This is a genomic window from Pseudomonas sp. efr-133-TYG-5, assembly GCF_030209175.1.
Taxonomy (GTDB): Bacteria; Pseudomonadota; Gammaproteobacteria; order Pseudomonadales; family Pseudomonadaceae; genus Aquipseudomonas.
In genome coordinates this window covers 353,391-376,096 of record NZ_JARVSM010000006.1, presented here as the reverse complement: position 1 = coordinate 376,096, position 22,706 = coordinate 353,391, and the positions used below count along the sequence as shown (strand labels likewise).

17 protein-coding genes and 1 pseudogene are annotated in these 22,706 nt (G+C 62.4%); 11 read left to right on the top strand and 7 right to left on the bottom strand.

Annotated elements, in window-relative coordinates:
* Positions 1–434 precede the first annotated feature (434 nt).
* Both putA and QRN70_RS20700 read left to right on the top strand, forming a co-directional pair.
* Positions 435–4,388 carry a trifunctional transcriptional regulator/proline dehydrogenase/L-glutamate gamma-semialdehyde dehydrogenase gene (putA, locus tag QRN70_RS20705; RefSeq protein ID WP_285419760.1) on the top strand — a complete coding sequence of 1,318 codons (3,954 nt, stop codon included), beginning with the start codon at positions 435–437 and terminating at the stop codon, positions 4,386–4,388.
* Positions 4,389–4,552: 164 nt separating this feature from the next.
* On the top strand, positions 4,553–6,355 hold the full coding sequence (locus tag QRN70_RS20700) for an acyl-CoA dehydrogenase (RefSeq protein WP_285419759.1): 1,803 nt from the start codon (positions 4,553–4,555) through the stop codon (positions 6,353–6,355).
* A 143-nt stretch (positions 6,356–6,498) separates the two neighbouring features.
* On the opposite strand, the gene QRN70_RS27860 is transcribed toward QRN70_RS20700, so the two are convergent.
* A complete protein-coding gene (locus QRN70_RS27860) occupies positions 6,499–7,230 on the bottom strand; it encodes a methyl-accepting chemotaxis protein (protein WP_502941651.1) in 732 nt (243 codons plus the stop codon).
* A gap of 135 nt (positions 7,231–7,365) precedes the next feature.
* A pseudogene (locus tag QRN70_RS27855) lies at positions 7,366–8,391 on the bottom strand (cache domain-containing protein); the annotation flags it as partial.
* A 327-nt stretch (positions 8,392–8,718) separates the two neighbouring features.
* Between QRN70_RS27855 and QRN70_RS20690 the strand changes: the two are divergent.
* On the top strand, positions 8,719–8,934 hold the full coding sequence (locus QRN70_RS20690; RefSeq protein WP_285419757.1) for a hypothetical protein: 216 nt from the start codon (positions 8,719–8,721) through the stop codon (positions 8,932–8,934).
* A 104-nt stretch (positions 8,935–9,038) separates the two neighbouring features.
* On the opposite strand, the gene QRN70_RS20685 is transcribed toward QRN70_RS20690, so the two are convergent.
* Positions 9,039–9,341: a cell division protein ZapA gene (locus QRN70_RS20685; protein WP_285419756.1), complete on the bottom strand. Its 303-nt coding sequence runs from the start codon at positions 9,339–9,341 to the stop codon at positions 9,039–9,041.
* Positions 9,338–9,568, bottom strand: coding sequence for a hypothetical protein (locus QRN70_RS20680; protein WP_285419755.1), 231 nt, complete (start codon positions 9,566–9,568; stop codon positions 9,338–9,340). The genes QRN70_RS20685 and QRN70_RS20680 overlap by 4 nt, the downstream gene beginning before the upstream one ends.
* Positions 9,569–9,845: 277 nt before the next feature.
* Between QRN70_RS20680 and QRN70_RS20675 the strand changes: the two genes are divergently transcribed.
* From QRN70_RS20675 to selO, 4 genes are all read left to right on the top strand, one after another.
* The gene (locus QRN70_RS20675; protein WP_285419754.1) at positions 9,846–11,471 is read left to right on the top strand and encodes a methyl-accepting chemotaxis protein; all 1,626 of its coding nucleotides are present in this window, start codon (positions 9,846–9,848) and stop codon (positions 11,469–11,471) included.
* A gap of 350 nt (positions 11,472–11,821) precedes the next feature.
* Positions 11,822–13,564 carry a potassium/proton antiporter gene (locus tag QRN70_RS20670; protein ID WP_285419753.1) on the top strand — a complete coding sequence of 581 codons (1,743 nt, stop codon included), beginning with the start codon at positions 11,822–11,824 and terminating at the stop codon, positions 13,562–13,564.
* Between the two features lie 34 nt (positions 13,565–13,598).
* Positions 13,599–16,952, top strand: a complete 3,354-nt coding sequence (gene mscK, locus QRN70_RS20665) for a mechanosensitive channel MscK (protein ID WP_285419752.1) — start codon at positions 13,599–13,601, stop codon at positions 16,950–16,952.
* Between the two features lie 48 nt (positions 16,953–17,000).
* Complete coding sequence (gene selO / locus QRN70_RS20660; RefSeq protein WP_285419751.1) at positions 17,001–18,464, top strand: protein adenylyltransferase SelO; 1,464 nt, start codon at positions 17,001–17,003, stop codon at positions 18,462–18,464.
* Between the two features lie 6 nt (positions 18,465–18,470).
* On the opposite strand, the gene mazF is transcribed toward selO, so the two are convergent.
* Both mazF and mazE read right to left on the bottom strand, forming a co-directional pair.
* Positions 18,471–18,833 carry a type II toxin-antitoxin system toxin MazF gene (gene mazF / locus QRN70_RS20655; RefSeq protein ID WP_285419750.1) on the bottom strand — a complete coding sequence of 121 codons (363 nt, stop codon included), beginning with the start codon at positions 18,831–18,833 and terminating at the stop codon, positions 18,471–18,473.
* Positions 18,833–19,102 carry a type II toxin-antitoxin system antitoxin MazE gene (mazE, locus tag QRN70_RS20650; protein WP_285419749.1) on the bottom strand — a complete coding sequence of 90 codons (270 nt, stop codon included), beginning with the start codon at positions 19,100–19,102 and terminating at the stop codon, positions 18,833–18,835. Before mazE ends, mazF begins: the two co-directional genes overlap by 1 nt.
* A 238-nt stretch (positions 19,103–19,340) precedes the next feature.
* Between mazE and trxC the strand changes: the two genes are divergently transcribed.
* On the top strand, positions 19,341–19,775 hold the full coding sequence (gene trxC / locus QRN70_RS20645; RefSeq protein ID WP_285419748.1) for a thioredoxin TrxC: 435 nt from the start codon (positions 19,341–19,343) through the stop codon (positions 19,773–19,775).
* Positions 19,776–19,808: 33 nt separating this feature from the next.
* Here trxC and QRN70_RS20640 read toward each other — a convergent pair whose 3' ends face one another.
* Positions 19,809–20,579: a ParA family protein gene (locus tag QRN70_RS20640; RefSeq protein ID WP_285419747.1), complete on the bottom strand. Its 771-nt coding sequence runs from the start codon at positions 20,577–20,579 to the stop codon at positions 19,809–19,811.
* Between the two features lie 375 nt (positions 20,580–20,954).
* On the opposite strand from QRN70_RS20640, the gene QRN70_RS20635 reads away from it, so the two are divergent.
* From QRN70_RS20635 to QRN70_RS20625, 3 genes are read left to right on the top strand one after another with little or no spacing between them, the layout of a single operon-like run.
* Positions 20,955–21,680: a beta-ketoacyl synthase chain length factor gene (locus QRN70_RS20635; RefSeq protein ID WP_285419746.1), complete on the top strand. Its 726-nt coding sequence runs from the start codon at positions 20,955–20,957 to the stop codon at positions 21,678–21,680.
* A complete protein-coding gene (locus tag QRN70_RS20630) occupies positions 21,656–22,465 on the top strand; it encodes a lysophospholipid acyltransferase family protein (RefSeq protein ID WP_285419745.1) in 810 nt (269 codons plus the stop codon). Before QRN70_RS20635 ends, QRN70_RS20630 begins: the two co-directional genes overlap by 25 nt.
* Positions 22,446–22,706, top strand: coding sequence for a phosphopantetheine-binding protein (locus QRN70_RS20625; protein WP_285419744.1), 261 nt, complete (start codon positions 22,446–22,448; stop codon positions 22,704–22,706). Before QRN70_RS20630 ends, QRN70_RS20625 begins: the two co-directional genes overlap by 20 nt.

Sequence of the window (22,706 nt, the reverse complement as noted above, 5' to 3'; positions counted from 1 at the left end):
TTTTATGTAGCGGCGGCGGTTGCACCGTTTGCAGACTGACGTCTGACAGACGATTCGCACAGCCGCGCATTTATGACCAATGTTTCCCCAGGAAAGCCATTGGCCGGTACATCGGGTTTCCCCGGTTGCACCTTGGGCGCGAATCCTATTCAACAAAGCAAAACAGGTGCAACCAGTTTCTTGAGAATTAGTTGCACCTAATCGGAATTATCCCGAAAAGGCGGTTTTTTGCTCCCTTTTAGCGCAGTCACGAGCCTTTGCTAGAAGCAAAAGTACCAAGCAGGAGCAGCACTTTCGTACCAGAAATTATTTCCTGACGAGTTGCCGAATATTCCGACAAAAAAGGGTTGCACCCGGTTGCACCTCTTTCGGCGCGCAGCTAATCTTGCCGCCAGCTGTTGCCGCGCAACTGCGGCACCTATGAGGATAAAAATATGGCTACCACCACCCTTGGGGTCAAACTCGATGACCCGACCCGCGAGCGCCTTAAGGCTGCCGCGACCTCGATTGATCGCACGCCGCACTGGCTGATCAAGCAGGCAATTTTCAATTACCTGGAGAAACTCGAGGGTGGTGCAACCCTGACCGAGCTCAATGGCCTGAGCGCCAAGGACGCCGACGACGCCGGCGAAGTCCACACCGATCACGCCCACCAGTGCTTCCTTGAATTCGCCGAAAGCATCCTGCCGCAATCGGTCCTGCGCGCTTCGATCACCGCCGCTTACCGTCGCCCCGAGCCGGAAGTGGTGCCGATGCTGATCGAGCAGGCTCGCCTGCCGGCGCCGATGGCCGAAGCCACCAACAAACTCGCCGCGACCATCGCGGAAAAACTGCGTAACCAGAAAAGCGCTGGCGGTCGTGCCGGCATTGTTCAAGGCCTGCTGCAGGAATTTTCTCTGTCGTCCCAGGAAGGCGTGGCGCTGATGTGCCTGGCTGAAGCGCTGCTGCGTATCCCGGACAAAGGCACCCGCGATGCGCTGATCCGCGACAAGATCAGTACCGGCAACTGGCAGCCGCACCTCGGCAACAGCCCTTCGCTGTTCGTCAATGCCGCCACCTGGGGCCTGCTGCTGACCGGCAAACTGGTGTCCACGCACAACGAAGCCGGCCTGACTTCGTCGCTGAGCCGCATCATCGGCAAGAGCGGCGAGCCGATGATCCGCAAGGGCGTCGACATGGCCATGCGCCTGATGGGCGAGCAGTTCGTCACCGGCGAAACCATCGCCGAAGCCCTGGCCAACGCGAGCAAGTTCGAAGCCAAGGGCTTCCGCTACTCCTACGACATGCTCGGTGAAGCGGCGCTGACCGAACACGATGCGCAGAAGTACCTGGCGTCGTACGAACAAGCGATCCACTCGATCGGCAAAGCCTCCCACGGCCGTGGGATTTATGAAGGCCCGGGCATTTCGATCAAGCTGTCGGCGCTGCACCCGCGCTACAGCCGCGCGCAATACGAGCGCGTGATGGACGAGCTGTACCCGCGCCTGCTGTCGCTGACCCTGCTGGCCAAGCAATACGACATCGGCCTGAACATCGACGCCGAAGAAGCCGACCGCCTCGAGCTGTCGCTGGATCTGCTCGAGCGCCTGTGCTTCGAGCCGCAACTGACCGGCTGGAACGGCATCGGCTTCGTCATCCAGGCTTACCAGAAGCGTTGCCCGTACGTGATCGACTACGTGATCGATCTGGCCCGCCGCAGCCGTCATCGCCTGATGATCCGCCTGGTGAAAGGCGCGTACTGGGACAGCGAAATCAAGCGTGCCCAGGTCGAAGGCCTGGAAGGCTATCCGGTCTACACCCGCAAGGTGTACACCGACGTTTCCTACATCGCCTGCGCGCGCAAACTGCTGTCGGTGCCGGAAGTCATCTACCCGCAGTTCGCCACGCACAACGCCCACACCCTGTCGGCGATTTATCACATTGCCGGTCAGAACTATTACCCGGGCCAGTACGAATTCCAATGTCTGCACGGCATGGGCGAACCGCTGTACGAACAGGTTGTAGGCAAAGTTTCCGAAGGCAAGCTGAACCGTCCGTGCCGCGTCTACGCGCCGGTCGGTACTCACGAAACCCTGCTGGCCTACCTGGTGCGTCGTCTGCTGGAAAACGGCGCCAATACCTCGTTCGTCAACCGCATCGCCGACCAGTCGATTTCGATCCAGGAACTGGTGGCCGACCCTGTTGCGCAGATCGAGCAGATGGCAACCGTGGAAGGTGGTTTCGGCCTGCCGCACCCGCGCATTCCATTGCCGCGTGATCTGTACGGTGCCGAGCGCGCCAACTCCGCCGGCATCGACATGGCCAACGAACATCGCCTGGCCTCGCTGTCCTGCGCCCTGCTGGCCACCGCGCACAACAACTGGAAAGCCGCGCCGATGCTCGGCTGCGCCGCCAGCAACGAAGCGCCGGCGCCGGTCCTCAACCCGGCGGATCACCGCGACGTGGTCGGTCACGTGCAGGAAGCCACCGTCGAAGACGTCGACAACGCGATCCAGTGCGCCTTGAACGCCGCACCGATCTGGCAGGCCACCCCGCCCGCCGAGCGCGCGGCAATCCTGGAACGCGCCGCTGATTTGATGGAAGGCGAGATCCAGCCGTTGATGGGCCTGCTGGCCCGCGAAGCCGGCAAGACCTTCGCCAACGCCATCGCCGAAGTCCGCGAAGCCGTCGACTTCCTGCGTTACTACGCGGTGCAGGCACGCAACGATTTCAGCAACGACGCCCACCGTCCATTGGGCCCGGTGGTGTGCATCAGCCCGTGGAACTTCCCGCTGGCAATCTTCAGCGGCCAGGTCGCTGCCGCTCTGGCCGCCGGCAACCCGGTACTGGCCAAACCGGCCGAACAGACTCCGCTGGTCGCCGCGCAAGCCGTACGCCTGCTGCTCGAAGCCGGAATTCCGGAAGGCGTACTGCAACTGCTGCCGGGTCGCGGTGAAACCGTCGGTGCCGGGCTGGTCGGTGACGAGCGCGTCAAAGGCGTGATGTTCACCGGTTCCACCGAAGTCGCGCGCCTGCTGCAGCGCAACATCGCCGGTCGCCTCGACAACCAGGGCCGTCCGATTCCGCTGATCGCCGAAACCGGTGGGCAGAACGCGATGATCGTCGACTCGTCCGCGCTCACCGAACAAGTGGTGATCGACGTGGTGTCCTCGGCCTTCGACAGCGCCGGTCAGCGTTGCTCGGCCCTGCGTGTGCTGTGCCTGCAGGAAGATTCCGCCGATCGCGTCATCGAAATGCTCAAGGGCGCGATGGCCGAATCGCGCTTGGGTAACCCTGAGCGTTTGTCCGTGGACATTGGCCCGGTGATCGACGCCGAAGCCAAGGCCGGGATCGAGAAGCACATCCAGGCCATGCGCGACAAAGGTCGCAACGTCTACCAGGTGGCTATCGCCGACGCCGAGGAAGTCAAACGCGGCACCTTCGTCATGCCGACCCTGATCGAACTGGAAAGCTTCGACGAACTGCAGCGCGAGATCTTCGGCCCGGTGCTGCACGTGGTGCGCTACAAGCGCAAAGAGATCGACCAGTTGATCGGCCAGATCAATGCCTCCGGCTACGGCCTGACCCTCGGCGTGCACACCCGTATCGACGAGACCATCGCCAAGGTGATCGACAACGTCAACGCCGGTAACGTCTACGTCAACCGCAACATCGTCGGTGCCGTGGTCGGCGTGCAGCCGTTCGGCGGCGAGGGCCTGTCGGGGACCGGTCCGAAGGCCGGCGGCCCGCTGTACCTGTACCGCCTGCTGTCGACTCGTCCTACCGATGCCATCGAACAATCCTTCGCTCGCGCCGATGCTGCCGTGGCGCCGGATGTCCGTCTGCGCGACGCCATGAGCAAGCCGCTGACCGCCCTCAAAGCGTGGGCCGACAGCAACAAGTTCGCCGACCTGAGCACCCTGTGCGTGCAGTACGCGGCACAATCGCAAAGCGGTATCACCCGCGTGCTGGCCGGCCCGACCGGGGAGAAGAACAGCTACGCGATCCTGCCACGCGAGCACGTGCTGTGCCTGGCTGACGTCGAAGGCGATCTGCTCAGCCAACTGGCGGCCGTACTGGCTGTCGGTGGTTCGGCGGTATGGCCGGAATCCGACACCAGCAAGGCACTGTTCGCACGCCTGCCGAAGGAGATTCAGGCGCGGATCAAACTGGTTTCCGACTGGACCAAGGATGACGTGGTGTTCGATGCGGTTCTGCATCACGGCCATTCCGACCAGTTGCGCGCCGTCTGCCAGCAAGTGGCCAAGCGTGCCGGGGCCATCGTTGGCGTGCAGGGCCTGTCTCAGGGCGAGACCAACATTGCCCTGGAGCGCCTGGTGATCGAGCGCGCGCTGAGCGTCAACACTGCGGCAGCGGGCGGTAACGCCAGCCTGATGACCATCGGATAAAGGCAGCCGCAAGCTGCGAGCGACAAGCTGCAAGTAAAAGCAACGGCTCTTACTTGCAGCTTGAAGCTTGTGGCTTGTGCCGCCCCATCACCCTCATCTATCTTCCTTCCCCATTTTTATGGGCCTTCCTAGACTGCGGCATACTCTCTCAAAGGTAGGCCGCCATGTCCGAGACGCTGCTCAGTTCCCGCAATCTGGCTTTCGAGCTGTACGAAGTCCTCGATGCCGAGGGCCTGACCCGGCGCGAGCGCTTTGCCGAGCACAACCGCGAGACGTTCGATGCGGCCATCGGCACCGCACGCAGCATTGCCGAGAAATACTTCGCACCGCACAACCGCAAGGGCGACGAGAACGAGCCGCGCTACGAGAACGGTCAGGCGATTCTGATCCCCGAAGTGAAACCGGCGGTGGACGCTTTCCTCGAGGCCGGTTTCCTCAATGCCGCGCGCAGTTTCGACGCCGGCGGCATGCAGTTGCCTACCCTGCTCTCCCAGGCCTGTTTCGCCCATTTCCAGTCGGCCAACGCCGCCTCGACCTCATACCCGTTCCTGACCATGGGCGCCGCCAACCTGATCGAAAGTTTCGGCACCGACGAGCAGAAGCAACGCTTCCTGCAACCGATGATCGACGGCCGCTTCTTCGGCACCATGGCCCTTACCGAACCCCATGCCGGTTCGTCGCTGTCGGATATTCGTACCCGCGCCGAGCCGGCGTCTGACGGGACTTATCGACTCAAGGGCAACAAGATCTTCATTTCCGGCGGCGACCACCCGCTGTCGGAGAACATCGTGCACATGGTCCTGGCCAAACTGCCGGACGCGCCGGCAGGGGTGAAGGGCATTTCCCTGTTCATCGTGCCGAAATTCCTGGTCAACGACGACGGCAGCCTCGGCCAGCGCAACGATGTGCTGCTGGCAGGGCTGTTTCACAAGATGGGCTGGCGCGGCACCACCTCCACCGCGCTGAACTTCGGCGATAACGGCGAGTGCGTCGGTTATCTGGTGGGCAAGCCGCACCATGGCCTGAGCTACATGTTCCAGATGATGAACGAGGCACGGATCGGCGTCGGCATGGGCGCGGTGATGCTCGGTTATGCCGGCTATCTGTATTCCCTGGAATACGCCCGCGAACGCCCGCAGGGGCGGGTGCCGGACAGCAAGGACCCGACCACCGCGCCCGTAGCGATCATTCAGCATGCGGATGTCAGACGCATGCTGTTGACGCAGAAATCCTACGTCGAAGGGGCATTTGACCTCGGCCTGTACGCGGCACGGTTGTTCGATGACACCACCACGCTGGACAGCGCAGACGAGCGCAAACAGGCCCATGAACTGCTGGATCTGCTGACGCCGATCGTCAAATCCTGGCCCTCGGAGTTCTGCCTGAAAGCCAACGAACTGGCGATCCAGATCCTCGGCGGCCACGGCTACACCCGTGAATATCCGGTGGAGCAGTACTACCGCGACAACCGCCTGAACCCGATCCACGAAGGCACCCACGGCATTCAGTCACTGGATTTGCTCGGCCGCAAACTGGCGCAGAACGGCGGCGCGGGGCTCAAGCAATTGATCCGGCTGATCGCCGACACCGCCGAGCGGGCCACTGCGTATGCCTCGCTGACCGCACTGCGCGAGCCGCTGGAGAAACTGGTGGCGCGCCTGCAAGCCGTGACCATTGGCCTGCTGACCGATCTGGCGCAGGGCAAGGTCAACAGCAGCCTGGCTAATTCGGCGTTGTACCTGAAAGTGTTCGGCCACACGGTGATCGGCTGGCGCTGGCTGGAGCAGGCGATTCGCGCCGAGGAAGGCTTGGCCAACGGTCATGCGGCGGATGCCGACTTCTATAAGGGCAAGTTGCAGGCGGCGCGGTATTTCCTGACGTGGGAAGTGCCGGCTTGCCAGCATGAACTGGCGTTACTTGAAGCGCGGGATGATACGTGCCTGGCGATGCAGGATGCGTGGTTCTGATCCAGGCGCTTTTTAGCGGCTGAAACCACTCGCGAGCAGGCTCGCTCCCATAGGTATTGAGGTGATCACGGGTTTGTGAACGCACCGCAGCCCATGTAGGAGCGAGCCTGCTCGCGAAGGCGTCAGCCCAGGCTAGGCATCCATCAGGACAGCTTGAACCCGCCCATTTGCCGCGCCAGATCATCCGCCAGGCGCTGCAACGTCTGACAATCCTCGCGACAGGCGCGAACCTCGCCCGCCGTCGCCCGCGCCAGATCGGAAATCCCCTGCACGTTGCGATTGATCTCCTCGGTCACCGCCGACTGCTCTTCCGTCGCCGTCGCCACCTGGTGGTTCATGTCACTGATGCGCTCGACCTGTCCGGTGATCGCCGTCAGCGATGCACCGGTGCGCTGGCTCGACTCGACGCCGGTTCCGGTCGCCGCCTGGCCGGTACGCATCGACGCTACGGCGTTATCCGCGCCCTGCTTGAGGCTGCCGATCATCAGCTGAATCTCGTCGGTGGACGCCTGGGTGCGCCGCGCCAGAGTCCGCACCTCATCGGCCACCACGGCAAACCCACGACCCATGTCGCCGGCGCGGGCCGCTTCGATGGCGGCGTTGAGCGCCAGCAGGTTGGTCTGCTCGGACACACCGCGAATCACCGCCAGCACCTGATCGATCGACGCCACCTGCTGCGCCAGTTCACCGACAGCACCCGCCGCCACGCCGATTTCATCGGACATGCTTTCGATGTGCCGAATCGAACCACCCACCACCTCCCGTGCCTGCAACGCTTCGTCGCGCGCGGTTTGCGAGGCGAGCGCGGCGTTGCCGGCGTTCTGCGCGATTTCCTGCACGGTCAGGCCCATTTCGTGGACGGCGGTGGCGACCATGTCGGTCATTTCCTGCTGGCGTCCGGAACGCTCGGCGGTGTTATCGACAACTTTGGCCACCTGACCGACCGCGACCCGCAAGCGCTCGCTGGTAGTCAGCACTTCACCGATCATGCCGCGCTGGCTGTCGAGGAAACGGTTGAAGCCGCGGGCAAGGTCGCCGAGCTCGTCGGCGCGACTGGAATCTAACCGATGGGTCAAATCTCCACCGCCGCTACCGATTGCTACCAGCGCCGCTGTTACCTGACGAATCGGCCGCACCAGGCCCTGGGCCAACCAGATCACCAAGGCCAGGCACACCAGCGCCACGGCCAGGCCAATGCCACTGCTCATCCACATCGCCCGGCGGGCTTCGGCATAGATCTGCGCCTGTGGCACTTCGGCCACCAGGGTCCAGCCGAGATCGCGCAACGGCAGGCTGAAGGCGAGGAAGTCCTCGCCGTCACGCTGGAAAGTGCTGCTGGTGGCAACTTTTTGACCCATGAGCGCTTGCGCGGCGGGTGCACCGACCTGCTCGCTCAAGGTGCGCTTGCCGCTGAACTGCGCCTCGGGATGGACCTGGATCAGACCGTCGGAACGCACCAGATAGACCTTGCCGCGCTCGCCGAAGCTGAAGTTGTGAATCAGCTCCGACAGTTCTTTCATGCTCAGGCCCAGGCCGGCGACACCGACCACCTTGCCGGCCTGCTCGACCTTGAGATCGATGAACAGCGCCAATTCTCCGGTGGCGCCGTCGTTGTCGATGTTCAGGGTGCGCAGCTGGTTGCTGTCGAGGAAGGCATAGAACCAGGCATCCGCCGGATTTGCCCGGCTGAGGGTGCGATCCAGACCTTTTTCGGTGAAATAGTGATTGGACGCGGTACCCACGATCAGCGCAGTGAACGCTTTGTGTTCGGTACGTATAGCCTGCAGATACTGCACGAAGGCCGCCGTTTTGCTGCTGTCTTCACCGTTGGCCAGCCAGTCGCGGACCATGCTGTTGCTGGCGATGTCCTTGGCGGCGGTCAGCGGCTGGACGAGGATGCGTTCAATGTCGTTGCGCGTCGCTTCGATGCTCGACGGCAGGGCCTGCTCGACCAGATAGCTCTGGGCGAGGCGGTTGACCACCAGGGTATAAATGCCAACCACAATCAGAATGCTGAGCAGCAGGGCCGTGCCCATGCCGAGAATCAACTGCCACTGAATACTGCGACGCCAGAACTGCATGGAGCACCCCCCAGGAATAAGAGGCGGAAACACTGCAATAGGCGTGCCGATTGTATACATTCGAGCCAGCACATCGACGGTCGGATTGCACACAGAACCTCATGCGTATGAAGGCTGCCGTCCGCTCAATCGAAATGACTCACTGTATGAAAAGCCACCTGTCACTTATGACAGGTTACAAATAATCGGCGCACGCCCACGATGAACAAACCTGGAAATCCACCAGGTTTTCATTCAACGCCTTGAGTACCCGACTTATTCCGCCACCAGAGGGACATCATTATGAATACTGAATCAGTGATGAAAGATGGAACTGGCAAATCCGAGGATTACTTCGTGTTGTTCCAACAAATGGCGAGAAGTATTGCCGTAGGAAACTTTTTCGTAGAGGACGGAGGAACCTACGCTGTCGCGCAGAAAACCTACAAAATCATGGAGCGAATGGGAAAAGAGCAAGTCATTGTCGGACTGTGGACTACCCGCATCATCACTCCCTGAAACGGTACATCCACGGTTGAGTTCGGAGTTCCATGACGGAACTCCCGACTCAAATCCTTTGCACGTAAGCGAGTCCTTCAGGCACCCCGCGCGGGCAACGAACATCAATCCTTGCCGATGGTCCTGGCGATGGTCTCGACCGTGGCGCTGACTTGCTCTTGGTAACGGGCGAGTTCCTGCTGGTGCTGCTTCTTCATTTCGATCTGCTGCGAGCACAGATTCATCGCCGCCAGCACCAGCAGACGATCACCGATCAACGTCGGGTACTTGCGTTTGGTGTCGGCCAGGGCCGCCTTGAGCATCAATGCCGCATCCAGCAGGGTCTGTTCTTCCCCGGCCGGTGCCTTGATCGAATAGTCCTCCCCGAGAATGGAGATGACTTTTACCCCTGCTGTGCCGTGGTTCATGCGCTGACCGGACCTGCGTTGACGCGATCAACCAGGGCCTGGATGCGTGCGGCGGTGGCGCCGTGCTTTTCTTCCTGTTCCATCAGGCTCAGTTGCAGGCTTTCGTTTTCATCCTTGGCCTGGGCCAGTTCCGTGGACAGGGTCTGGTTGGTTTGCGTGAGGGCCTGGTTCTGTTGCACCAGGTCGCTGACGAGCTGTTCCAATTGGCTGAGGGATGCTTCCAACATTTTGATCTTCCAAGCGTTTTTCAAAGGGCGCGTACGATAAAGAAAAGTCACTGCCGATGCCAGGGTTAAACCGGCGCAAGGCCTTGATTTTCCTGGTGGCCGACCGTTCTCGCGAGTTTAAAAGACTGTGATCTGCCGATCTGGTTCCTGCACTTCGTCGCCCGACCCCGCGTGCGACAAATACGCACACCGGCTCAAGACTTTAGTCGTAGAACCGATAAGTCACTCAACAGCAGTCTCAGCCCGCACGGATGCGGCCCTTCCTGGTATCCGCCCCATGTCCCTTCGCAATATGAATATCGCCCCCCGGGCGTTCACCGGCTTCGCCCTGATTGGCGGCCTGATGCTGATTCTCGGCGTGTTCGCCCTCAATCAGATGAGCAAAATCCGCGCTGCCGGCGAGGACATCGCCACCGCCAGCGTACCGTCGATCAAGGCACTCGATGAGTTCACCCAACTGACGCTGCGCCTGCGCGTGCTGTCCTATCGCCTGCTGATCAACCGCGAGCCGGATGTGCAACAGAAAACCATCGAGCTGTTCGAACTGCGCAACAAGCAGATTGCCGATGCCCAGCGTGTCTACGAGCCGTTGATCGACGGCCCGCAGGAACGGGCAGCCTATGACCAGTATGTGCAGCTGTTGGGGCAGTACCGCCAGCTCGAAGAGCGGATGAAAACCCTGTCGCGCAACAACCAGGTCGACGACCTGCGCAAGATGCTCAACAGCGATCTGCTGGCCAACTCCGAGGCGGTGAACACCGCGCTGGCACGCTTGCTGGAGATCAATACCCAGCAGATCGCCGAGACCGATCAGGGCGCGACCGACCAGTATTCGCTGTCATTCAACCTGGTGGTGACCTTGCTGGTGATCGCCACCGGCCTGACGCTGCTGTTCGCCTGGCTGCTGACGGTCAGCATCACCAAGCCGATCTCGAAAGCCCTGGAAGCGGCGGAGACCATCGCCGAGGGCAATCTGACCCAGCCGATCCACGTCGACGGCAGCGACGAAGCCGGGCGCCTGCTGGCGGCCATGGCCAAAATGCAGACCAAGCTGCGCGACACCCTGCAACGGATCTCGGGCTCGGCCACGCAACTGGCTTCCGCCGCCGAAGAGCTGAACAGCGTCACCGACGAAAGTGCCCGTGGCCTGACCCAGCAGAACAACGAAATCGAACAGGCCGCCACCGCGGTCAACGAAATGACCAGCGCCGTCGAAGAAGTCGCGCGCAACGCGGTCAGCACCTCCGAAGCCTCGAAAAACGCCACCACTTCTGCCGGTGACGGCCGTGACCTGGTGCAGGAAACCGTCAGCGCCATCGAACGCATGAGCGCCGACGTGCAGAGCACCGCGACCCTGATCGGCGACCTGGCCAACGAGTCGCGCGACATCGGCAAGGTTCTCGACGTGATCCGCGGCCTGGCCGACCAGACCAACCTGCTGGCCCTCAACGCGGCCATCGAAGCAGCCCGTGCCGGTGAAGCCGGTCGGGGGTTTGCCGTGGTTGCCGACGAAGTGCGGGCCCTGGCGCATCGCACCCAGCAGTCGACCAGCGAAATCGAGCGGATGATCGGCAGTATCCAGAGCGGCACCGAACACGCCGTGGATTCGATGCGCAACAGCACCGAGCGCGCCGCGTCGACCCTGAACATCGCCCGTGGCGCCGGCCTGTCGCTGGACACCATCAACAGCGCCATCCTCGAAATCAACGAGCGCAACCTGGTGATCGCCAGTGCTGCCGAAGAACAGGCGCAAGTGGCCCGCGAAGTGGATCGCAATCTGGTCAACATCCGCGATCTGTCGGTGCAATCGGCGACCGGGGCGAATCAGACCAGTGCAGCGAGCAGCGAGCTGTCGCGCCTGGCGCTGGATCTGAACAATATGGTTGGGCGCTTCAGCCTCTGACCCTGCGCATTGATCGTTCCGCGTCGAGGCGTCGAACCGTCTGCGCGGTATGCAGCCGCTCTCTGCGTTGATCGTTCCCGCGCTATGCGGGGGAATGCAGCCGCCCTCTGCGTTGATCGTTCCCGCGACGAGGCGTCGAACCGTCTGCGTGGGAATGCAGCCGGGACGCGCCGCGTCGCAAAAGCGCACGCAGAGCGTCCACTGAGGCGTTCCCACGCGTAGCATGGCAACGATCGCCTCCGCTGGTACAAAAGCTTTTTGACAGCATCACATTTCAACAGGTTAGAATCGCTGGCACGCAGACTGCATGGTCAGTTTGTGCCCGTCTTTCCGCTTCTGGAGTACTGCCTTTGAATGCGACGACCATCAACAGCCTGTTCTTGATCGGCGCGTTGCTGGTAGGTGCAAGCATTCTCGTCAGCTCACTGTCTTCGCGGCTCGGCATCCCGATTCTGGTGATTATTCTGGCGGTCGGCATGACCGCCGGGGTCGATGGCGGCGGGATCATTTTCGATAACTACCCGACGGCCTATCTGGTCGGCAACCTCGCCCTGGCGGTGATCCTCCTCGACGGCGGCTTGCGCACTCGGGTCTCGAGCTTTCGCGTGGCCCTTTGGCCGGCGTTGTCGCTGGCGACCGTGGGCGTGCTGATTACCACGGGGCTGACCGGCATGGCCGCAGCCTGGCTGTTCGATCTCAATCTGATCCAGGGCCTGCTGATCGGCGCCATCGTCGGTTCCACCGACGCCGCGGCGGTGTTCTCGCTGCTTGGCGGCAAAGGCCTCAACGAACGGGTCACCGCCAGCCTGGAAATCGAATCCGGCAGCAACGACCCGATGGCGGTGTTCCTCACCGTGACCCTGATCGACATGCTCGCCAGCGGCCAGACCGGCCTGCACTGGAGCCTGCTGACGCACCTGATCCGCGAGTTCGGCATCGGCGGCGCGATCGGCCTCGGGGGTGGCTGGTTGATGCTGCAACTGGTCAACCGGATCAACCTCGCCACCGGCCTGTACCCGATCCTGGTGATCGCCGGTGGCCTGGTGGTGTTCGCCCTGACCAACGCCCTGCACGGCAGCGGCTTCCTCGCCGTGTACCTGTGTGGCCTGGTGATCGGCAACCGCCCGGTGCGCAGCCGTCACGGCATCCTGCACATGCTCGACGGCATGGCTTGGCTGGCGCAGATCGGCATGTTCCTGGTGTTGGGGCTGCTGGTCACCCCGCACGACCTGCTGCCGATCGCCCTGCCCGCCCTGGGTCTGGCGCTGTGGATGATTCTGTTCGCGCGGCCGCTGTCGGTGCTGGTCGGGCTGCTGCCGTTCAAGGCCTTCCACGGTCGCGAGAAGGCCTTCATTTCCTGGGTCGGCCTGCGCGGCGCGGTGCCGATCATCCTCGCGGTGTTCCCGCTGATGGCCGGGCTGCCGAATGCGCAGCTGTATTTCAACCTGGCGTTCTTTATCGTGCTGGTGTCGCTGCTGGTGCAAGGCACGAGCCTGCCGTGGGTGGCCAAGCTGCTCAAGGTGACGGTACCGCCGGAGCCCGCGCCGATCTCCCGCTCGGCGCTGGAAGTGCACATCACCAGCGAGTGGGAGCTGTTCGTGTACAAGCTCGGCGCGGAGAAATGGTGCATCGGTTCGCCCCTGCGCGAGCTGAAAATGCCTGAAGGCACGCGGATCGCTGCGCTGTTTCGCGGCCAGCAACTGCTCCATCCGTCGGGTAGTACGGTGCTCGAAGTCGATGATTTGCTGTGTGTTATCGGCCATGAACACAACTTGCCGGCGCTCGGCAAACTGTTCAGCCAGGCCCCGCAACGCGGCCTCGATCTGCGCTTCTTCGGCGACTTCGTTCTCGAAGGAGACGCCCAGCTCAAAGCGGTTGCGGCCCTGTACGGCCTGCCGGCCGAGGGCATCGATCCGGACATGACCCTGGGCGCCTTCATCGCCCACAAAGTCGGGGGTGCACCGATCGTTGGCGACCAGGTGGAGTGGAACAATACCCACTGGACGGTCGCGGCCATGGACGGGAACAAGATCGGCAAAGTGGGCGTCAGATTCCCCGAAGGAAGTCGCCCGGGTCCCGGCCTCTTCCTCTAAACTGCGTCCACTATCACTTGCTTGACCGGTCTCTATGCCTACCCTGCGCTCCTTTTTCGTCGCGGCCCTGCTGGGCCTGAGTCTTTCTGTCGGCCCGCTGCAAGCCGCCGAACCGCCGTCCAGCGAAGCCGTGCAGGCCAGCCTGGACAAGATCGCCGACCGCAAACTGCCGGAAGCCGATCAGAAGGCCCTGCAGAGCGTCCTGCAAAACACCCTGACCCAGCTCAACAACCGCCGCGACTACGAGCAGAAGCTCAGCGATCTCAAGCAGCAACTGGCCACGGCGCCGAAGCAGACGATCGAGAACGCCCGCGAGCTGACTCGTCTCAAGGCCAGCACCGTGGTGCCGGTGGCGCAGCGTTTTGCCAAGGAAACCATCCAGCAGCTGGAGCAGATGCTCACCGAGCGCTCGACCCAGCAAAGCGACCTGCAAAAAAGCCTGGCCGACGCCAACAGCCTGATCATCACCGCCCAGACCCGCCCCGAGCGGGCACAGGCGGAGATTTCCAGCAGCCAGACGCGCATCCAGCAGATCAACAACATCCTCAAGACCGGCAAGGACAGCGGCAAGACGATCAGCGCCGAGCAGCGCGACCTGCTCAACGCCGAACTGGCCGCGCTCAACGCCCTGATCCCGCTGCGCCGTCAGGAACTGGCCGGCAACAGTCAGTTGCAGGACCTGGGCAACAGCCAGCATGACCTGCTCTCGGAAAAATCCGACCGCCTCGACCGCGAGATCCAGGAACTGCAGACCCTGATCAACCAGAAACGCCTGGCGCAGTCGCAGGAAACCGTCACCCAGCAATCCATCGAAGCGCAGAAGGCCGGCGGCAGCAGCCTGCTGGCCACCGAAAGCGCAGCCAACCTCAAGCTTTCCGACTACCTGCTCAAGAGCACCGACCGCCTCAACGAAGTCACCCAGCAGAACCTGCAGACCAAGCAGCAACTGGACAGCGTGACCCAGAGCGATTCGGCCCTCGACGAACAGATCAACGTGCTCAAGGGCAGCCTGCTGCTGTCGAAGATTCTCTATAAGCAGAAGCAGGCCCTGCCGCGCCTCAAGGTCGACCGCGACCTGGCGGACCAGATCGCCGACATTCGCCTGTACCAGTTCGAGGTCAGCCAGCAGCGCGAGCTGCTGAGCAACCCGGCGACCTACGTCGACAACCTGCTGTCGACGCAACCGCCGGAGCAGGTCACGCCGCAACTGCGCAAAAGCCTGCTGGAACTGGCCAACACCCGCGCCGACCTGCTGGAACGCTTGAACCGCGAACTGAGCGCGGTGCTCAACGAATCGATCACCCTGCAACTGAACCAGAAGCAACTGCTGAGCACCGCGCAGAGCCTGCGTGCGACCCTCGACGAGCAGATGTTCTGGATTCCCAGCAACAAGCCGCTGGACATGGAGTGGATGCGCGGCGTACCGGAGCGCCTGAAACGGCAGATCGATACCCTGCCGCTGGCGTCCAGTTTCAGCGAGCTGAGCGACGGCCTGATCCAGCGCCCGCTGCTGTTCCTGCCGCTGGCTTTGCTGATCGGTGCCCTGCTGTGGCGACGCAAGCATCTGTATGCGCGACTGAACAAGGTTCACCAGGACATCGGCCACTTCAAGCGTGACAGCCAGTGGCACACCCCGCAGGCGATCCTGATCAATATCCTGCTGGCAATGCCGGTCGCGCTCGGCCTCGGCCTGTGCGGCCTGGCCTTGCAGATCGACGCCCGTGGGCAGAACGCCAACATGGGCGCGGCGCTGTTGCAGATGGGCCAGGCCTGGCTGGTGTTCTACACCGCTTACCGGATCCTCGCCCCGGGCGGTGTCGCCGAACTGCATTTCCGCTGGGAAAAACCTCAGGTCGAATTCCTTCAGGGCTGGGTGCGGCGCCTGGGGCTGGTGGTCATGGCGCTGGTGGCCGTGGTGGCGGTCGCCGAACTGCAACCGGCGGCGCTGGCCGACGATGTGCTGGGCATGCCGGTGGTCCTCACCTGCTACGCGCTGATGGCGTGGCTGCTCAGCCGCCTGCTGATCAGCAGCCCGGCCCACGAGAACGCCTCGCTGTTTCGCAAGGCCGTCGGCGTGATGTTCACCCTGCTGCCGATCGCCCTGTTTGTCGCGGTGTGCTTCGGCTATTACTACACCGCGCTGAAACTCAGCGACCGCCTGATCAACACCCTGTACCTGCTGATGTTCTGGCTGGTCATCGAAGCGACCTTCGTCCGCGGCCTCGCCGTGGCGGCGCGACGCCTGGCCTACCAGCGCGCCCTGGCCAAACGCCAGGCCGCCAAGGAGGCCGGCGACGGCGAAGCGGTGATCGAAGAGCCGACCCTGGACATCGAGAAGGTCAACGAACAGTCCCTGCGCCTGATCCGCCTGGCCCTGCTCGGCGGTTTCATCGCCGCGCTGTACTGGGTCTGGGCCGACCTGATCACGGTGTTCTCGTACCTCGACAACATCACCCTCTACGAATACACCAGCGGCACCGGCGCCAACATGAGCATGGTGCCGATCAGCATCGGCGACATGCTCGGTGCGCTGATCATTATCGGCATCACTTTCGCCCTGGCGCGCAACCTGCCCGGCCTGCTCGAAGTGTTCGTGCTGTCCAAGCTCAACCTCGCCCAGGGCAGCGCCTACGCCACCACCACGCTGCTCTCGTACGTGATTGCCGGGGTCGGTTTCGTTTCGACCCTGTCGACCCTCGGCGTCAGCTGGGACAAGTTGCAGTGGCTGGTGGCGGCGCTGTCGGTCGGCCTCGGTTTCGGCATGCAGGAGATCTTCGCCAACTTCATCTCCGGCATCATGATCCTGTTCGAACGCCCGGTGCGGATCGGCGACACCATCACCATCGGCAACCTGTCGGGCACGGTGAGCAAGATCCGCATCCGCGCCACGACCATCACCGACTTCGACCGCAAGGACATCATTGTCCCGAACAAGACGTTCATCACCGGGCAACTGATCAACTGGTCGCTGACCGACACCATCACCCGCGTCACTCTGAAACTCGGCGTGGATTACGGCTCCGACCTGGATCTGGTCAAGGAACTGCTGCTCAAGGCCGCCCGGGAAAACCCGCGCGTGCTCAAAGAACCCGAGCCGCACGTGTACTTCCTCAACTTCGGCGAAAGCACCCTCGACCACGAACTGCGCATGCACGTGCGCGATCTCGGTGACCGCAACCCGGTGCTCGACGAGGTCAACCGCTTCATCAACCGCGAGTTCAAGAAGCAGCACATCAACATCTCGTTTCGGCAGATGGAGGTTTACCTGAAGAACCTGCACGGCCAGGAATACAAGATGGTGCCGATCGAAGCGGAAACGAAAACCATCGTACCGGTCGTCGACGGCCAGAAGCCGCTGCAGGAGCCGCCGCCGGCCAAGCTCGACTAACCGCCCACGACCCAGCAGAATGCTCGGACATTCTGCTGGAGCCGGCCCTTGAAAGCCCTCGACGAACTGACCTTCGACAATCGCTTCGCCCGCCTCGGCGACGCGTTCTCCGCCCATGTGCTGCCCGAGCCCATCGACAACCCGCGCCTGGTGGTGGCCAGCCCCGCCGCCCTGGCATTGCTCGACCTCGATCCGGCAGTGGCCGAGACCCAGGAGTTCGCCGAGCTGTTCGGCGGCCACAAGCTGTGGGCCGATGCCGAACCACGGGCGATGGTCTATTCCGGGCATCAGTTCGGTGGCTATACACCGCAACTGGGCGATGGTCGCGGGCTGTTGCTGGGCGAGGTGTACAACGCTGCCGGCGAACACTGGGACCTGCACCTCAAGGGCGCCGGACAGACGCCGTTCTCGCGCATGGGTGATGGCCGCGCGGTGCTGCGTTCGTCGATCCGCGAATTTCTCGCCTCCGAAGCCCTGTATGCGCTGAACATTCCCTCTTCGCGCGCGGGCTGCGTGATCGGCTCCGATACCCCGGTGTGGCGGGAAAAACAGGAGCGCGCAGCGATGGTGCTACGCCTGGCACCGAGCCACATCCGCTTCGGCCATTTCGAATATTTCTACTACACCAAGCGTCCCGAGCAGCAGAAGTTGCTTGGCGAGCATGTGCTGGCCATGCACTTCCCCGAGTGTCTGGAGCAGCCGGAACCGTACCTGGCGATGTTCCGCGAAATCGTCGAACGCAATGCCGAACTGATCGCCAAGTGGCAGGCCTACGGGTTCTGTCACGGTGTGATGAACACCGATAACATGTCGATCCTCGGTATCACCTTCGACTTCGGCCCGTTCGCCTTTCTCGACGATTTCGACGCCAACTTCATCTGCAACCATTCCGACGACCAGGGCCGCTACTCGTTCAGCAACCAGGTACCGGTTGGTCAGTGGAACCTCAGCGCCCTGGCCCAGGCCCTGACGCCGTTCATCAGCGTCGAGGCCCTGCGCGAGACCCTCGGCCTGTATCTGCCGCTGTTCCAGGCCCACTACCTCGACCTGATGCGCCGCCGCCTCGGCTTCACCACGGCCGAGGACGACGATCAGCTGTTGCTGGAAAACCTGCTGCAACTGATGCAGAACAGCGGCGTCGACTACACGCTGTTCTTCCGCCGCTTGGGCGAAGAGGCGGCCGAACAGGCCGTGGCCCGGCTGCGCGATGACTTCGTCGACATCCAAGGCTTCGATGCCTGGGGCGAGCGTTATGTCGCCCGGGTAGCACGGGACGGCCATCCCGACCAGGAGCAGCGCCGCGCACGGATGCACGCGGTCAATCCGCTGTACATCCTGCGCAACTACCTGGCACAGAAGGCCATCGATGCCGCCGAGCAAGGCGATTACTCAGAAGTACGCCGGCTGCACGCGGTGCTGAGCAAGCCGTTCGAAGAACAACCGGGGATGGCCAGCTATGCCGAGCGGCCGCCGGAGTGGGGCAAGCATCTGGAGATCAGTTGCTCGTCCTGACGTGACTCAGTCCAATGGATCAATGGCGCTGATAACACGGGCAACAATGTCGGCCATCGTCACATCATCCAGTCGCTCGATGAAGCTGGCGCTTCCGTCCCGCACACGCTGTTCGATATCAAAACTTCGGATTTGATTACACACTGCGACACCATTAGTGTCGTGTCCGGCAATGGTTACGGCCAGACCAGAGCTCCTGCTGAAGTTGCCGCCACTGGTTATGGGAACCATCATGCTCACACCGAGCGCATTGATTTCGCGAGGTGTGATCACAACAAAGCGGTGCCGGTTCATCATTTCCCGTCCAGCGACAGGATTGGGATCGATCCAGTAGACATCTCCACGTTGCGGGGGCTGTCGTCGCACCATCAACCCAACTCCCGACCAACGGCCTCGCCTTCACGCGCCTCAGCCGTCTGGGCGTTCAGATACTGCAACTGATCAGCACCATCAAGCAGCTCAGCCAGGCTGTAACGCTTGCGAGCAAGCGGCGTTACCGGCCGTGCAATCAACTCGCCGTCGACCACATTCAGCTCGAGCTGCGCTCCTACTTCCAGGTGCAGCAGCTTCAAAAGTGTCGGTGGAATCGTAATGACGGCAGCACCGCCCTGACGGCGAATCCTGGAGGTTACGGACATGAAGTCACTCCTATCCAAAGCATCAAGACTGCCAATTTTTTGATTTGTGCAACAAAAGTAGCACGCAGATACAGACAAGGCGACCTCCTCACGACGAGCGTTGAAAACTCAGATTTGGTTTTCAGACTAGTCATCGTTTGGAGACTGATCGCGGAAGATGTGTGACCATTCAATACGTTGATCAATGCGGCGTTAGCCTCCAGATCACTCTCATTGACCTTCTCATTGAGTAACAATCGTGACCAGCCCACTCCTCATCCCCTGCCCCACCTGCAACGGCCTCAACCGCATCCCCGCGGAACGCCTAGGCGATCAGCCAAAGTGCGGGCGCTGCAAATCCGAAGTGCTGTTGAGCAAGCCGTTCGAACTCAAGCAAGGCGACTACACCAGCCAGATCAAGGGCGATCTGCCGCTGTTGGTCGACGTCTGGGCGGACTGGTGCGGGCCGTGCAAGTCATTCGCGCCGGTGTTCGAGCAGGCGGCGGCGCAACTGTCGGGCAAGTGTCGGTTGGCCAAACTCGACAGCGAGGCAAATCAGCAACTATCGGCGCAACTGGGGATTCGCTCGATTCCGAGCCTGATCCTGTCCAGGAACGGCCGCGAAGTCGCGCGCCAGAGCGGGGCGTTGCCCTTGCCGCAACTGCTGAGCTGGCTGCGCAGCCAAGGGATTTGACACCTCGCACATCCCCGCTGCGCGCGTCCGGTTTCAGGCGTCTTCGAGCAGATTGTGCAGCTCGACGAATTGCTGGGTCAGCTTGTGGCGTGGATCGAGGTGGATCAGCGGCATGCTGGCTTGGTGCGACTCACGCATGCGCACCGAGCTGGCCAGATACACCGGCAACACCGGTAGGCCTTCGGCGATCAGCTCGTCGAGGATCTGCTGCGGCAGGCTGGCGCGGGCCTGGAACTGGTTGACCACGATGCCTTCGACTTCCAGCCCCTCGTTGTGATCGTCCTTGAGCTCAGCGATTTCCGCCATCAGGCCGTACAGGGCCTGGCGTGAGAAGCTGTCGCAGTCGAAGGGAATCAGCACTCGATCAGCGGCAATCAGCGCCGATACCGCATAGAAATTCAGCGCTGGCGGCGTATCGAGGTAGATGCGGTCGTAATCTTCGCTCAGCTCATCGAGCAACTTCCGCAGCTTGTTGATCTTGTGCTTGGCCTCGAGTTTGGGTTGCAGGTCGGCCAGTTCCGCGGTGGCGGTGATGATGTGCAGGTTGTCGAACGGGGTTTCGTAGATATCGGCCTGGTTCTTCTTCGAAAACGGCCCCGATGACAGGGTCTGCTTGAAGAAGTCGGCGATGCCCATCGGTATGTCGTCACCGGTGAGCCCTGTCAGGTACTGAGTGGAGTTGGCCTGGGCATCGAGATCGACCAACAGCGTGCGATAGCCCTCACTGGCGCTGACCGCCGCCAGATTGCAGGCAATGCTGGATTTGCCCACGCCACCTTTCTGATTGAACACCACGCGCCGCATGACAAAACCTCCGTGTATCAAAGAATGACCGAGTGTAGTGGTGCGCAGCCCCGCTTCGCTACCTTCACGGACGCGGACTACACGGTCTGAGGTAAATATCGGCGGGCACTCCCGGTAAAGACTGCCGTTGATCGCCGATATGCCCGACAGACAGCCTGATCCAGACCTGCATAATGGCCAAGTGACAGTTTCTCGACGAACCACTCGGTACATTTCGTTGCGCAAAATGTAACCAGCATTTGCTACACACTCGTCGCACCGGGATAATGCGCGCCACCCGGCGCCACGCGCCACGCCACCTCCAGTACCGCTGGCGGTGCTCGGCGATGGCTTTGGCGGCCTACCGCGTCAATGATGCCCGCAGGGGCGGGATGAATGTCCGTGATCAACTTCAACATCGCCCAATGGCGCGCGTGGGCCCCCGGGCTCGACAGCGTGGACGCCTGGCAGGCCTGGAGCCGCGAACCGCAGGTGCTCCCGAGCAGCGACGCCGCGCCCGATGTGTCGTTCCTGCCGGCCATGCAGCGCCGTCGCCTCAGCCGCCTGGCGCGGATGGCATTCAGTGTCGGCTGGCCATTGGCCGAGGGTCGCGACAACCTGCCGCTGGTATTCGTCTCGCGGCACGGCGAAACCCCACGCACCTTCGACATTCTCAGTGACCTGGCCAACGAACAGCCGCTGTCGCCGACCCAGTTCAGCCTGTCGGTGCACAACGCGATCATCGGCCTGTGGTCGATCATGCGCGGCGAAACCAGCGAAATGACCGCCCTCGCCGCCGCCGGCGACGGTCTCGAACACGGCATGCTCGAAGCCGCCGCCCTGCTCGCCGAGGGCGCACCGGCGGTGTTGCTGGTGATCACCGAAGAACAACCGCCGCAGGCCTATTCGGCGTGGATCGACGACGTGCCGTTCCCCTACGCGGTCGGCCTGTTGCTGACCCCCGGTACCGACTGGCGGCTGACCCTGAACAGCACCCCCGAAGCACGGTCCAAGGCGCACTGGCCCCACGCGCTGAATCTGTTGCGCGCCCTGCTCGGCCAGCAAACCCATTGCCAACATGCCTGGAAAAATCGTGTATGGACCTGGCAACGCAACCCGTGAGCGGTAAACACCGCGACGCCTACTACTGGCGCCTGCTGGCCACCGCCGCCAGTTTCGCCCTGTTCGGGCTCGGCGGACTCTGCCTGCGGCTGCTGGTGTTTCCGCTGCTCGCCTGCCTGCCGGGCGATGCCCGCGCCCACCGGCAACGGGCGCGGCTGACCGTCAGTCGGCTGTTCTGGTTCTTCGTGCGGTTCATGGCCCGCACCGGCGTCCTGACCTATGACATCCAGGGCGCCGAACGCCTCGGCCGGCCCGGGCAGATGATCATCGCCAACCACCCGTCGCTGATCGACGTGGTGTTCCTGATCGGCCTGGTGCGCCACGCCAACTGCGTGGTGAAGAAAACCCTGTGGGAAAACCCCTTCACCCGTGGCCCGCTGCGCAGCACCGAATACATCAGCAACGACGGCAGCATGGACATGCTCGACACCGCCGCCGAAGCCTTGCAGAGCGGCCAGACGCTGATCATTTTCCCCGAAGGCACCCGCACTCAACCGGGCCAGGCGCCCGCCTTTCATCGGGGCGCCGCGGCCATTGCCCTGCGGGGTGCGAAAATCCTCACCCCGGTGATCATCAAGGTCAGCCCGACCACCCTGACCAAGGCCGAACCCTGGTATCGGATCCCGCACCGCCGCGTGCATTTCAGTTTTCGCGTCGGGGCCGATATAGACCCACAGGCGTTCGCCGCGCAAGGCCCGGCACCGCAGGCCTCGCGCAAGCTCAACGACTATTTGCACACCTACTTCATCAAGGAGCTCGCCGAAGATGAGCGATCTGCACCGTGAGATAAAACTGCTGATCATCGATGCCCTGGGCCTCGAAGATATCAGCGTCGACGACATTGGCGACCAGCAGACGCTGTTCGGCGAAGGCCTGGGCCTGGACTCCGTCGACGCCCTGGAACTGGGCCTGGCCATCCAGAAAAAGTACGGCATCAAGATCGACGCCGACGCCAAGGACACCCGCAACCATTTCACCAACGTGGCGAGCCTCGCGGCTTTCGTCACGGCCAGACAGGCAGCTTGA

Coding starts and splice junctions, on each gene's coding strand:
- putA (WP_285419760.1), top strand. CDS start 435: ATGGCTACCACCACCCTTGGGGTCAAACTCGATGACCCGACCCGCGAG.
- QRN70_RS20700 (WP_285419759.1), top strand. CDS start 4,553: ATGTCCGAGACGCTGCTCAGTTCCCGCAATCTGGCTTTCGAGCTGTAC.
- QRN70_RS27860 (WP_502941651.1), bottom strand. CDS start 7,230: ATGGTCGCCACCGCCGTCCACGAAATGGGCCTGACCGTGCAGGAAATC.
- QRN70_RS20690 (WP_285419757.1), top strand. CDS start 8,719: ATGAATACTGAATCAGTGATGAAAGATGGAACTGGCAAATCCGAGGAT.
- QRN70_RS20685 (WP_285419756.1), bottom strand. CDS start 9,341: ATGAACCACGGCACAGCAGGGGTAAAAGTCATCTCCATTCTCGGGGAG.
- QRN70_RS20680 (WP_285419755.1), bottom strand. CDS start 9,568: ATGTTGGAAGCATCCCTCAGCCAATTGGAACAGCTCGTCAGCGACCTG.
- QRN70_RS20675 (WP_285419754.1), top strand. CDS start 9,846: ATGTCCCTTCGCAATATGAATATCGCCCCCCGGGCGTTCACCGGCTTC.
- mscK (WP_285419752.1), top strand. CDS start 13,599: ATGCCTACCCTGCGCTCCTTTTTCGTCGCGGCCCTGCTGGGCCTGAGT.
- mazF (WP_285419750.1), bottom strand. CDS start 18,833: ATGGTGCGACGACAGCCCCCGCAACGTGGAGATGTCTACTGGATCGAT.
- mazE (WP_285419749.1), bottom strand. CDS start 19,102: ATGTCCGTAACCTCCAGGATTCGCCGTCAGGGCGGTGCTGCCGTCATT.
- QRN70_RS20640 (WP_285419747.1), bottom strand. CDS start 20,579: ATGCGGCGCGTGGTGTTCAATCAGAAAGGTGGCGTGGGCAAATCCAGC.
- QRN70_RS20635 (WP_285419746.1), top strand. CDS start 20,955: ATGTCCGTGATCAACTTCAACATCGCCCAATGGCGCGCGTGGGCCCCC.
- QRN70_RS20630 (WP_285419745.1), top strand. CDS start 21,656: ATGGACCTGGCAACGCAACCCGTGAGCGGTAAACACCGCGACGCCTAC.
- QRN70_RS20625 (WP_285419744.1), top strand. CDS start 22,446: ATGAGCGATCTGCACCGTGAGATAAAACTGCTGATCATCGATGCCCTG.